10 protein-coding genes are annotated in these 12,584 nt (G+C 42.5%); 3 read left to right on the forward strand and 7 right to left on the reverse strand.

Going from position 1 to position 12,584, the window contains the following annotated elements:
• Window positions 1-30: 30 nt before the first annotated feature.
• A complete protein-coding gene (locus ACVBIO_RS02685; RefSeq protein WP_447171902.1) occupies window positions 31-1,551 on the reverse strand; it encodes a tryptophan halogenase family protein in 1,521 nt (506 codons plus the stop codon).
• Window positions 1,552-1,776: 225 nt separating this feature from the next.
• Entirely contained in the window at window positions 1,777-4,413 is a 2,637-nt protein-coding gene (locus tag ACVBIO_RS02690; RefSeq protein WP_447171903.1) for a TonB-dependent receptor, read from the reverse strand.
• A gap of 419 nt (window positions 4,414-4,832) precedes the next feature.
• Here ACVBIO_RS02690 and ACVBIO_RS02695 point away from each other — a divergent pair, with 419 nt between their 5' ends.
• On the forward strand, window positions 4,833-5,849 hold the full coding sequence (locus ACVBIO_RS02695; protein WP_447160469.1) for a LacI family DNA-binding transcriptional regulator: 1,017 nt from the start codon (window positions 4,833-4,835) through the stop codon (window positions 5,847-5,849).
• Between the two features lie 82 nt (window positions 5,850-5,931).
• On the opposite strand, the gene ACVBIO_RS02700 is transcribed toward ACVBIO_RS02695, so the two are convergent.
• Window positions 5,932-6,270: a P-II family nitrogen regulator gene (locus tag ACVBIO_RS02700; protein ID WP_012154353.1), complete on the reverse strand. Its 339-nt coding sequence runs from the start codon at window positions 6,268-6,270 to the stop codon at window positions 5,932-5,934.
• A 239-nt stretch (window positions 6,271-6,509) separates the two neighbouring features.
• Here ACVBIO_RS02700 and ACVBIO_RS02705 point away from each other — a divergent pair, with 239 nt between their 5' ends.
• Together ACVBIO_RS02705 and ACVBIO_RS02710 are read left to right on the forward strand one after the other, a co-directional pair.
• Window positions 6,510-7,022, forward strand: coding sequence for a GspH/FimT family pseudopilin (locus ACVBIO_RS02705; protein WP_447160468.1), 513 nt, complete (start codon window positions 6,510-6,512; stop codon window positions 7,020-7,022).
• A gap of 164 nt (window positions 7,023-7,186) precedes the next feature.
• Entirely contained in the window at window positions 7,187-7,732 is a 546-nt protein-coding gene (locus ACVBIO_RS02710; protein WP_447160467.1) for a GspH/FimT family pseudopilin, read from the forward strand.
• Between the two features lie 166 nt (window positions 7,733-7,898).
• Here the strand turns inward: ACVBIO_RS02710 and ACVBIO_RS02715 are convergent, their stop codons facing one another.
• The 4 genes from ACVBIO_RS02715 to ACVBIO_RS02730 are packed head-to-tail and all read right to left on the reverse strand — an operon-like array spanning window position 7,899 to window position 12,582.
• Window positions 7,899-8,198: a TapY2 family type IVa secretion system protein gene (locus ACVBIO_RS02715; protein ID WP_447160466.1), complete on the reverse strand. Its 300-nt coding sequence runs from the start codon at window positions 8,196-8,198 to the stop codon at window positions 7,899-7,901.
• Window positions 8,198-8,587, reverse strand: coding sequence for a type IV pilin protein (locus ACVBIO_RS02720; RefSeq protein WP_447160465.1), 390 nt, complete (start codon window positions 8,585-8,587; stop codon window positions 8,198-8,200). The genes ACVBIO_RS02715 and ACVBIO_RS02720 overlap by 1 nt, the downstream gene beginning before the upstream one ends.
• A 9-nt stretch (window positions 8,588-8,596) precedes the next feature.
• On the reverse strand, window positions 8,597-12,142 hold the full coding sequence (locus ACVBIO_RS02725) for a pilus assembly protein (RefSeq protein WP_447171904.1): 3,546 nt from the start codon (window positions 12,140-12,142) through the stop codon (window positions 8,597-8,599).
• A 2-nt stretch (window positions 12,143-12,144) separates the two neighbouring features.
• Window positions 12,145-12,582, reverse strand: coding sequence for a pilus assembly PilX family protein (locus ACVBIO_RS02730; protein WP_447160463.1), 438 nt, complete (start codon window positions 12,580-12,582; stop codon window positions 12,145-12,147).
• Window positions 12,583-12,584 lie beyond the last annotated feature (2 nt).

A 12,584-nucleotide genomic window follows, 5' to 3' on the forward strand; every position in this document is an offset into this window, starting at 1 on the left:
CCGTAAGCGCTATTTGAGCATCGCTAGACGCTACACCCTTTGTAGACCATAGCGCTTAATTTTTTCAAGTAGCTCTCGGTGTTCTGGCAGGTCGCTAATTAACTGAGCTGAAACCTCATCTAGCCTTTGCTGATAGGAGCTGTTATTCAGTTCGCTTTTATCCTGATTAACCTCAGTGGTATAGTGCATGCCATAAAGCACATAGAGGTAGTTTTCTAAATCGAAAACCTCAAATTTACTAAAGAAGTCTTCTCTATTAGGTACAAAATCTTGCCAAAGGGCCAAGCGACTTTTAAGCGTATCAGACATTGTTGCGGGGCAACGATTATCAATCCAAAACTGAGAGTCGGCTCTATCTGACAAGCAATAATGCAACTTGATAAAATCAACCACTCGCTCCCAGGCATACTCCATTACATGGTTAAAACGCTGTTTCAGAACAGGTAATTGTTCTGTCGAGGTAGGAAAACGACTCGCTAACAAACCTGCTGCAAAGTCAGTTAATAAGATTGATGTGGCCTCAAGGGGCTCTAAGAAACCCTGCGCTAAACCCAATGCTACGCAGTTTTTCTCCCACGAGCGCTCACGGTAGCCGACCGTCATAGGAATAACTCTGTGCTGATGCTCAGAAAGCTTTCCACCTAGATACTTGTCCAGTTTGCTCACCGCAGTCGCATCATCCATGTATTTAGAACAGTAAACAAAGCCCACTCCACGTCGGTTGCTTAATGCAATATCCCAAATCCAACCGGCTTGATGCGCCGTAGAAACGGTGAAGGGAGGAATAATATCGTCACTTGCGGTAGCGACTTGAACCACAACAGCTTTATCGACAAACAACTCCTCAGCCTTACTGATAAACGGCACCTTTAATGAACCGTCAATTAACAATGAAGCGAAGCCTGAACAGTCGATATAAAAGTCAAAATCAAGCGTACCACTGGTATCTGTCACTAAAGACTTGATTTCGCCCTCTTCACCTAATACGACCTGTTTTACGTTCGCACGAATAAGTTCGACTCCAAAGCGCTCTGTTGCATTTTCTCCTAACAGCTCAGCAAACTTTGCCGCATTAAGGTGATAGGCATACCCCAAACGACCACTGTACTCTGGATCTGTGATCGCTTTAGGGGCTTTATATACCTCGCAAACTGCGTGTTGAGGCGATATAGTTCCTGCGTAAGCGCGATCTTTTTTAGACAACCATTGAGCCGTTAACGCTTCTCCCATTGCCGCAGGCATATCAAAGAGGTGATGATAAAAGTTTTCCTCACCATGGCTGTTTTTATCAAGCCAATTAACAAACTTTATTGATTGCTTGAAAGTCACATCACAGCGACGAATAAACTCTGCCTCACTGATCCCAAAACTGTTAAGCGATTGACGAATAGCAGGGACAGTACCCTCACCGACCCCTATAGTAGGAATATCAGGAGACTCGATTAAAGTTACCGATAAGTGCTGATTGCTTAGCGCAGCCTTACCTAAGTGATTCGCAGCCAGCCAACCTGCTGTGCCGCCACCTACGATAGCAATTCTTTTAATATCCATAGACCCTCTCAATATTCTTGAGTCAAAAAGACCAATACCAAACTAGCACACACTAAGTATTTAATATTTGGCATTTAGCATTTAGCATTTAGCATTTAGCATTTAGCATTTAGCATTTAGCATTTAGTTCTTAGCACTCCAATAAAAAATGCCAATTATCAGATTGTTATTTAATAAAAAACCCAGCAAATGCTGGGCTTTTTGATGACAACTATATTGTATTGATTAGAAGCGCAATGCTACGCCAACTTTGTAACGTGCTTCGCCCTCAAAGCTCCACACTGGGTAGTCAGCTTTAAACTCTGGGATAACCTCTGCATCAAGCGGGGCTACACCCGTTTGAACGCTATCTTCTTCCAAAATATTAACCGCTTCGAACGTCACGTCCATCCACTCTGTTACGCTGTATGATGCACTCAAATCAAGTGTCCCATATGCTTCGTGCTGGCGGTTACCGTAGAAACCTGGCAGCTCACGCATCATGTACTCACTACGCCAGTTATAGGCTACACGTGCAGATAACGCATCCATCTCATAAAAGCCAACCAAGTTAACAGTGTGCTTAGATGAATCAGAGAACACACCCACTTGATCTGGATAGTTTTCTGATGGAGAGCTCGCATCAGCGAAGGTATAGTTTGCCGAGTAACCTAGACCATTATCAAAAGAGTCTTGAAGCTGTAGTTCAACACCTTCAATTCGACCACCTTCGGCATTGTACTTCTCACTCACTGTCCAGCAGTCAAATACGCCTTCACCACAAGCACTTGGGTTACCATTATTTTCCCAATCAGCTTTAACATCATTATCGTCAATACCAATCTGCTGATTAAGCTTTTGACGAGTAGAAATGAATGAGTTCACGTCTTTAATAAAGTAGGTAATCGCCGCAAGCCCTTCGCCACCGAAATACCACTCAAGGCTCACGTCAGCCTGTGTCGCTTTAAATGGGTCTAGTGAGACAGAACCTTTATTTAACTTCTCATTACCAGGAACACCATCGTTTAGCCCTGGTAAGGTCGATGTCGCAAACAACTCAGAGTAGTTAGGACGAGACATCACCTGCGCGGCGGTTGTACGTAAAATCAAATCTGAAGTTAAATCAAAGGCAATATTAATGCTTGGTAATACATCGCTGTAGCTGGCTTTATCAGTACTTAAATTATCAGCAAACTGGCCGGTATCGCTCAATGCATAATAATCTGACCTCACATCACTAGATACATAGCGTAGACCGACGTTACCGCGAATACCTTCAGACTGGAACGTCGCCATGGCGTACATAGAGAAGTTTTTCTCATTCAGCGTTCCATAACCTGACTTATCACGCTCAAAACCTGTAATAGCGGCATTCGCATCGTTGATCATTGCATCAAAGTTAGGTTTTGGCAGAGTAAAGCCTGCACCTGATGAAATTGTACCGTTGTAATAATATGATGGGTCACGCACTGCAATATCACCGACAATTGCAAGATCGGTTTGCTGTGTTACGTCATGATCTGCATAACGAACGCCCGTCTTGAATGAGGTAATTGCACCTAACTCAACAGGGATCGTGAAGTTTAAATCTGCATAGGTTTCTTCGTCACTGTTTGGCTGCTTCTTCAATGCCCAAGCAGATGTTGACAGGTCGCCATTGAAATCACCTGCATCAAAGTCTTGCTTAGCGATATCGATGTCAATAATCTTACCGGTGGCATCATAACGACCAGCAAAGTCACCCGGTTGGCCAATTGAGCCACCGTAGTTAGAGGTTAAGCTGGTACCACCATCTGATTTAGTGTTACCCACACGGCCATCAACAGTAAAGTTTTCAGCTTCATAGTTAAAATCAAAATCAAGCGTGTCAGATGTCATTTTTGCTTTACGTGCCCACGTTTGGGCCCAAGCAAATCCACCTTCACCAGTATGAGTAATATCAGTACAAACGCCTGCGGCATTGACTTGATTACAGGTATTCACGCCTTGCTGAGTCGGGAATAGGAAGATAGAGGTATTGGCGTTATTGGCTTTCATCTCTAAGCCGGTATAAGTCAGACCAAACTCTAGCGCATCGGTTGGACGATACTGTGCAGCCACATTGATAGCGGTACGTTTACGGTCTTGCTGGAAAGTAGATGGAACTATTTCACCCCAACCAAGCAGTGTTTCAATACCGTTACGCTGGTAGTCAGTTTCAGAACCTGCTGCTGAGACTAAAACACCAAAGTTTTCATCATCATTTTTCCAGCTATAAAGACCAGAAAGCTCAGGGTCGATACTTTCTGAAATCGTACCATAATCGCCTTTTGCGCTAACAAAAACGGTGTTTGCATCTAAATCCAGTGGTTTACGAGTCTTAACGATTACCGTACCACCAATACCACCTTCAGGAAGGTCTGCTTGAGATGACTTGTAAACTTCAATGCCACTCACCATTTCAGGCGGTAGCAGTGAATAATTAAAGCTGCGGTCGATAGCTTGCTGATCGAACCAACCTGTTGATGCAACAGCGTGGCCATTTAATAAGGTACGGGTCAATTGGCTTGATGCACCACGAATGGAAACCTGTTGGCCTTGGCCAAACTGACGGTTAACCGTAACACCCGGAATACGAGCGAGTGACTCACCCACATCGCCATCGGGAAACTTACCAATATCTTCTGCGGTAATGGCATCAACAACAGAATCTGAAAATCTTTTTTCATTGATTGACGCTTTCATTGAAGCGCGCATGCCGCGAACTTCAATTTTTTCAATGTTTTCGTCTGCTGCAGCTTTCGCATCAGCCTCTGCTGCTATTGCAGAAACTGACATAGCGCCACTCATTAGCAGCGCGATATTTGTAGCTAGTACACTTTTCTTAAAGGTAGATGGTCGCATCTCGTTTCCCTTCCATAACTTATTATCTTTTTTTTATATCCATAACCATTCCAGAAGCGGAATGACAACGCTGTCATGTCTAGGGCAAACATTACACAATTATTAACAGTCGCGCCACAACAAAATAACCACCGAGCTCATTATAATTGTATAAAATAACAATGACCGATATTGCACGACTTAATAGTCATTAAAATACATATAGTTAAATCACAAAAAACATTGTGACTAATAAGTGACTTTTTTTTAATCCGAGTAAAAAAACATAAAAGTTGCCTGCTTATCATTGCTAATTTGGATAAAACTTCGCACTATACGGCTAAATTTACGGGCAAATGGCACCATCTCAGCGCCAATTGTTAATCTTGTGTTACCATGATTTGGCAACGCAGAATGTGTAACGAAGAGAATCTCGCTTAATGAAAGTCACCATAAATGATGTCGCTAAACATGCAGGCGTATCGATAAAAACCGTGTCACGGGTTACCAATAATGAGCCTTCGGTAAAGCAAGAGACTATCGACAAAGTGAATACCGCGATTGCAGAACTTAATTACCAGCCCAACTTGGCTGCGCGAAATCTGGCTGGAACAAAGTCATATGTAATTGGTTTTATTTATGATAACCCTAATGCTTATTACATCATCGATATGCAAAATGGCATTCTTTCTGCTTGCAAAGATTTGGGTTACGAGCTGCTCATTCACCCTTGCAACTCTAAATCAAAAAATATTTGTGAAGAGCTGACTAAATTAGTTAAGCACAACCGTTTATCCGGTTTGGTGCTAACCCCGCCGTTATCTGAAGATCCTATTATCTTAGCTGAGCTAGACAAAATCGATGCTAGCTATGTGCGCATTATCGCAGGGGATAAAGTCAAAGCAGACACAGGCTTAGCCGTTATGGTTAACGATAGATCCGGTGCAATTTCCATTACTCAGCATCTGATTGATCTTGGCCATAAAGATATCGCATTCTTAAGCGGTGATCATGAGCATGAGTCGACCAAAGAACGTTTAGCCGGATTTAAGCAGGCATTGAAAGATAACCATATCTCACTCAATGAAAGCTATATCATAGATGGCAAGTATTCATTTGAGTCTGGTGTTGAAGGAGCCAAAGTCTTACTTAAGAAACAGGTGAGACCGACAGCTATTGTAGCTTGTAATGATGAGATCGCCGCAGGTGCATTATTTGCAGCAAGACTCGAAGGGGTAGATATTCCGTCAGACATATCTATTGTAGGGTTTGAGGACAGTCCTTTTTCACGTCAGACTTGGCCTAAGCTAACCACAGTGCATCAACCCAATGAAGAGATCGCACATATTGCGACAGAGTTACTCATCGCTAAACGCCGAGAACAAAAGTCTGATGTAGCTAAAATCTTCCAGCCAGAGCCTGTCATCAGAGACTCATCAGCCAAGCCACGAATTTAATGTCGGCTATGTTCAACTAAACTCTGTAGCTGCTTTTTCGCATTATTTGTACAATCAGATAATGCGAAAAAGTCGTTAACGCTTATACCGCTTCTTCGTTCTCTTCACCGGTACGAATACGAATAACACGCTCAATATCTGTCACGAAAATTTTACCATCGCCAATCTTACCGGTTCGCGCCGTATCAACGATGACTTCTAAAGCCTGCTCAAGCAGTTCATCTTGAATCACTAGCTCAATTTTAACTTTTGGCAAAAAATCAACCATATACTCAGCACCACGATAAAGCTCGGTATGCCCCTTCTGACGACCGAAGCCTTTTACTTCAGAAACAGTCATACCAGTAATACCTATATCAGCAAGTGATTCGCGCACATCATCTAACTTAAATGGTTTAATAATGGCTTCGACTTTTTTCATTGTAAAACTCCCTAAAAACTTGCTGAAAGGCTTAATTTGACTGCGCGGTAGCTTATCACGCAGTAGCAAAACTATGAAGTCTAAAGTGATTTATGGGTTAGCACAAAAGTAAACGCAGTCTTCATATAACCGAACAATATACCAATGCGCACTTAAATTCGTCATCAGTAGACTATACTTCGGCTGTACCCCACTCAATATTTACAGGATGTAAATATGCAACTCAAGGAAGAGTTAATATGTACTATAAATCAAGCGGATTCACTCTAGTTGAACTCATGGTGACCTTAGTTGTTGCCACCATATTGACAGTAATTGCAGTGCCTTCTTTTAACTCTATATATGCAGGCGTGCGATCCGATTCTAATATTAGAAAAATTCAGCAGTCAATTCAGATGGCAAGAAACCATGCGGTTGCCTATGGTTCTAGGGTGACAGTCTGTCCGTTAACGGCACATGCCTGTGGCAATGATTGGCAAGGTAATATCAGTATTTTTACTGATTCAGGCCAGTCTAATATTATTGATGGTAATGACAAAATTATTTATCAAATAGGTCCATTTAACTCAAAGGATTACATTAGTTACAATCGATCGGCAATTCGGTTTCAACCTGAAGGTCTCGCCTCTGGTACTAACGGCACATTAAAATACTGTCCAGACTCAGCAAACAGTGAATACTCGAGAGCTATCATTGTCAGTCAGTCAGGAAGGATCCGCTTCTCAAAGAAAACGGATATCAGTTGTGACTAAAGGCTTGTAGAACCTTTGCTAATTAATACAGTTAATGTCTTCTCGCATAAAGTCAAAAAAGTCTTTTGAGCCAATATATTGGCATGTAAAGTGGCGGATTTGGTTACTGAAAATACATCGAAAGTGTAATATACTGATGGCGTTATTAGGCAAAGGAAATCGCCATGAGAAAGTACAAAAATACAATAAAAGCTTTCACTCTTGTTGAGCTAATGGTGACGTTAGCCGTTGCGACCATATTGATCAGTATTGCCGTCCCTTCCTTTACAGCTATGTACGAAGCTTCTCGTAGCGACTCAAGCATTAGAAATATTCAGCAATCTTTAACCGTCGCTCGAAGCCATGCTATTAGTTACGGCGCTATCGTTACCGTCTGTCCATTATCAGGTACAAGTTGTGGCACAAACTGGCAAGGTGGCTATAGTATTTTTATCGATAACGGCACTATTGGTACGATTGATAGTACTAATGGTGTGAAAGATCAGGTTATTCGAGAGGTCGATGCATTCAACTCTAATGACTTTGTTAGCTATAACTTAAGCTCTATCAGCTTTAACCCCGAAGGGATGTTGACAGGAATTTCATCAGGCGGTACTAGACAAATTATTTATTGCCCTTCTAGTAAAAGCAACGAGAATGCGAAAGCGGTCGATATTATGTCATCAGGAAAGCTGCGTACTTCTTCTGCCACTGGCTTAACTTGCAGCTAATTGCTATCTTTAGCTGCCACAATAGAATAAAAGTAGCAGCTAAATGGCAACAGCAATACACTCCTTTTGATGTTTAAATATATCAAGAGGTAAGTTCATTAAAGGTTATTAGGTTGCAAGTTGAAAGCCACTGCGATGACTTCCCCCCTCTTTTACCTAGAAATGTTTATCTAGGTGTAACTTTATCCAACGCGTTAGCTTCAGCACTCTTGAAAGGCTCATCAAGTAAAACACACTCAAAGACATCTTTAATATAAGGTCTATTACTGCGACCATCATTTGGAACTTTACGAGCAGATAAACGGTTCATGTTGCGTTGAAAGCGATTAACCTCCCAACGATAAAACACTACTTTCTTACTCACAGATGTTTCTACAAAACACTTATATTCTGCTTTTTCTACTGGCTGGTCCTGTGCAACTGCAGCCGCAGAAAAAGACAATATAGGAAATAGAAGCCATTTCATTACCAACACGCCTTAGGAGTTTTTGCTCCAGTTTCAGTGATTTTTATTGTCGCGCATTCGCTGTCTCTTTTAGCTTGTCCAGCCAATGCTGTCGCCGTCAAAGTAAAGCTACCCGTTCCGGTTGAGCTACTCAGGCTGTAATCACCACTTTCACTCACATATGGGCTTTTATCAAAGCCCAGATTGGTCATGTCTGTTGTATAAACACGATTATCTAAATAAAACTGCTCCTGTCTATTTGCCGCCTCAACAAGTAGCGATAAACCATCAGCTCTAACACCTTTTGCCACATACTCTACATATGATGGATAAGCGATTGATGCCAAAATGCCGATAATTGCGACCGTAATCATTAACTCAATTAAGGTAAAACCTTTATGTTTCAACATCTATCTAACCTACTCGTCTACATGATAATAAATTCGGTTTACCCCTAATGCGCCACCAACACACTTATTGTCACCAGGTGCACAAGGAGGAGGCGGTGGGCAATCTATACTACCTGCAGGGCAATCTTTAAGCTCCATTTTATCTCCTGCTGCACCGATACCAATAAGGTACATGTAGCTGTCATCTGAACCATTTGGTGGCACAACTAGCTGCGGCGTATCTGGTACTCTCTCACCCATTTCTAAATACTCATGAGTATATGAACGGATCCCGCGGTGAAGATCAAATCCATATAGACGACCAACGCCGCTAACTAAACATTGGTTAGCATCTGAGGCTTGGCCTGGCACATAAGAAGTGAAGAACACCCGCCCTTCGATAATTGTTGCCGCAGCTAAACTCTTTTCTCCCACGCCGCCAAAGCTATAGTACCAACCGAGTGTCTTGCCAAACTCGATATTTTCGGTATCTGTTGCCGGGGAGCCTGAAGTCACATCGTAGAGGTTATTAAAGCTAATTGGACTTGGGATAGTATTATCACCCGATCCGGTAAACGAGCGAGTAACTACATTACGATCTTGCAAGGTAAAGAAGTAATCATTTCGCTTTACATCCAAAGGGTGTGGGCGATGGCCCGAGCCAATCACCACCGCATCATATGGCACACTTTGATACGTTGTAGTGCTGCTTGTTTGCCCTCCAACAGTGACATCAACTTCGGCAATATTAGTAAACACCGTTTGGGCTACTGCAGGCTCAACGAAAAAACGTCTATCACTGGTGACGGAATTCCCGCCTAAATCTGCAAATTTAAATGCTGTCCATGGTTTATTAGAATCCTTAGGATTAGCGCTTGGTAAGTCTATACGCCATACATTCGCACCTGTATCTGATGCATAGATGCGGTCAGTTAACTTATCACCATTACTGTCTAATATAGCTACCGCATTAGGAATACTGTCTGTTATACCAGGTATCTGAGTGATATTAGCACCGCTATTTGGACCAAACGAATGCACTAACGCCCCCGTTTCGGCATCCAATATAAATACTCCACGACCTTGAGAATCGTTCGTGCCAACGGCTGCACTATCTTTAGTTGCTGGTGAATAACCTGCACCAAAAATCAATACCGGTTTTGCTTTAGAGTATTCAGTATTGCCTGCTGGCCAGCCCGGAATGTAAGTCACAACAGGTTCAGACCAAGTTTGCCCAAGTTCAGCCATTCCGGGATCATTAGCACTGACCTTCCAAAGCTTTTTAGGGCTATCTGGGTTGGAAATATCTAACGCATAATAGGACTTGCCACCACGTCTCATTCCTGCAAATAGCCAAGCTTTTTCTACTTCACCAGAGCTTTTGGTTTTCACAAATGACACTGTTGAACTATCAAAGCCATACACTGAATGCAATCCAGTTGGGACATTGGCTCTTAACTCTCTGATATTGGGTAACAGCTCATAGGGCATAAATGACCAAGTTTCTGAGACGGTGTTACCCTCATCTTTAAACATGTGCAGGAAGCCGTGGTTAGTCCCTAATACAATCCGAATATCAGGATTGCCTTCAGTACCAAAGTTAATCGCTAACGGCTTAGAATGCAGCGGGTCTCCAAACACATCTTCTCGAATATCAGATGTCGAATTATCATTATCGTCATCATCGGTGTCTTTACCCTTTACCCAATCAATGTAGCTAGATATTTGCGACTTATCTATGCCCATATAGGCTGCCAATGCTGTTTCACTGCCCGCTTTGGCTACCGCATTACTTCGGCTGAATGCAGACAGGCTCCCATTGTTACCAAAATCACCATAAATAGTTCGGTCACTGGTACTTGTAGTTTGTAACTCATGTAACACGCCGCCGGTACGCACATCGTTACCGTCACCACCACCGCTTGCTGCAGAGCAAACTGAATTAGGCGTCCAATACGAACAAGCTGAATCCTTTAGGTTACCGTCATCACCAATAGCATTTGCACCATTTTTATCGACAATATCACCATTACCCGTCACCTTAAATTTCTTGATATTGCCAAGCCATCGCGGCCCTTTATTCGGCAAGAACATTGCGTAGTAAACAGAATCGAAGGTTTGTGTTCTATCGAAGTTATTGCTGGCAATGGAAGGAGAGGTGAAACTGGCATTAACTTCTAGGATCTGAGAGAAAACCTCTTGTAAAGCGGATTGCAGTGCCGATGCATCTTTAGCCGCAAAATACTTACCGCCACCTAATTCTGCCGTTTTCTTCAAAATAGGCGCAGCGCTGTTAGCCCCATCACTGAAGCCAATAGTAAAAGTGGAGACATGCTGGTCACCATCCATTGACGTATTAACGTCTTTACGGTTCATAATACTCGCCAGTGCAGGCAAATAACTGCCTCCTTCACGATCTGATGAACGGTAACCATTCATACGGCTAACATAATAATCAGCATTGGTATCGTTTGTCGGAGAGCCATCCGTAATGTAAACAACATAGGCATTACTAGAGCATTGCATCGCGTTAAATGGCGACTCATAGATACCATTTTTTTCTACTGAGGTATCCCTATCAGGCGTTAAGCCAGAAGCTTGCAAGCCGTATTTAACTGATAAACCAGCAAAATAGCGGTAAGATTCATATAAGGTTTCACAAAGTGGTGTCCAAGTATCAGCACCAAGATCGTTAATAGTATTAATCAAAGACACTTTATCGGCTGGATTAAGACGCTTTATCCCTGAGATCACGCGCCCACCATTTTGGTCACTGTAATAGTTTCCGTTAAATACCGCTAAACCAAAATCTACGCCAGGCGTTGCAACAACCGTATCTTCCATTACCCGTTTGGCAATATCTAAACGCGACTCCCACCCCTTACTTTTAGTCGAGTTATACCAATTAACGTAACGCTCAGTATAAAAAGTCACTGACTTACCGGTACCAAATTTTGTCAATTTTGCAGTTTCAACTGAAGAGTCAATATCAGATGAATTTGAATTTTTATTAACATAGGTATACAAAACCGGACTTTCTTTAGAGCCTAAGCTATCAACCGGAAATCCTTTATCGATCCCGCTAGCATTGCCGAAATACAGTTTGTCGCGATCTTCAAAGTCCTCAAAACAATCGAGCGTAGTGACGTTGCCATTTAAAGTATCAGGGAGCTCTGTCCACTCACCATTTTCACCGGTATAGCTATATTGGCGAACAAAACCAGTGAACATACCATAAGAACGTAAATACCTGCGCGATGACTGGCAGCCATTAACAGAGCCAAAGAAGTGATTAGGGCTGGTGAGCTCTGGAACCCCTATTCCACCTTTGCTGTAATAAATCTTGGTAGATTTATCGACGGTTTCCCCTCTATCATAAAACTCCTCAGTATATTCATCCGTACTCATACTGCCTGAGTTATCAAAGATAATAAGAACTTGAGGGCGAGAACCTGAACGTGCAGACGATTCAAATACATATAGCTCGGTATCATCAGCATAACTCACACCAGAAACGACTGTCATTGCCATGGAAATAGATACAACAATGGACTTAAGACACTTGTTTATTTTCATCATTAATTCCCTGTTCCACCGAGAACTTCTTGTTCAATTCCAGTAACTAACGTTAATCGCCCCATATCGTTACGACCAAAGGTTGCTTCACTAGATATTTCCATTGGCACGCAATCAATCATCCCGGCTTGATTTGGGTGAAGCATTCTCATACAGTCGACATCTCCATCTGATAACGGCGTTAGTGTATTAGTCACATCAAATGTGCCATCAGCAATAACTGTAACGTTACTAATCTGCGCTAAATTCGTCCCCCGGTTATTGGCAATAACTCGGTCTTGCGCACCGCGAGCCACAGCAACGGCTTCTACCCGCTCAGAACCGGCGCCTGCCATTCGAATTGATTGCGTAGAGTTCACTGCTAACGCAACACCAATTACCGTCATAATCAGCAGTACAATTAGTGAAAAAAATAGCACGATCCCTTTCTGCTTTTGCATGA

The organism is Shewanella sp. 0m-8 (assembly GCF_052977265.1).

Coding starts and splice junctions, on each gene's coding strand:
- ACVBIO_RS02705 (WP_447160468.1), top strand. CDS start 6,510: ATGTACTATAAATCAAGCGGATTCACTCTAGTTGAACTCATGGTGACC.
- ACVBIO_RS02685 (WP_447171902.1), bottom strand. CDS start 1,551: ATGGATATTAAAAGAATTGCTATCGTAGGTGGCGGCACAGCAGGTTGG.
- ACVBIO_RS02715 (WP_447160466.1), bottom strand. CDS start 8,198: ATGAAATGGCTTCTATTTCCTATATTGTCTTTTTCTGCGGCTGCAGTT.
- ACVBIO_RS02695 (WP_447160469.1), top strand. CDS start 4,833: ATGAAAGTCACCATAAATGATGTCGCTAAACATGCAGGCGTATCGATA.
- ACVBIO_RS02730 (WP_447160463.1), bottom strand. CDS start 12,582: ATGCAAAAGCAGAAAGGGATCGTGCTATTTTTTTCACTAATTGTACTG.
- ACVBIO_RS02690 (WP_447171903.1), bottom strand. CDS start 4,413: ATGCGACCATCTACCTTTAAGAAAAGTGTACTAGCTACAAATATCGCG.
- ACVBIO_RS02710 (WP_447160467.1), top strand. CDS start 7,187: ATGAGAAAGTACAAAAATACAATAAAAGCTTTCACTCTTGTTGAGCTA.
- ACVBIO_RS02725 (WP_447171904.1), bottom strand. CDS start 12,142: ATGAAAATAAACAAGTGTCTTAAGTCCATTGTTGTATCTATTTCCATG.
- ACVBIO_RS02720 (WP_447160465.1), bottom strand. CDS start 8,587: ATGTTGAAACATAAAGGTTTTACCTTAATTGAGTTAATGATTACGGTC.
- ACVBIO_RS02700 (WP_012154353.1), bottom strand. CDS start 6,270: ATGAAAAAAGTCGAAGCCATTATTAAACCATTTAAGTTAGATGATGTG.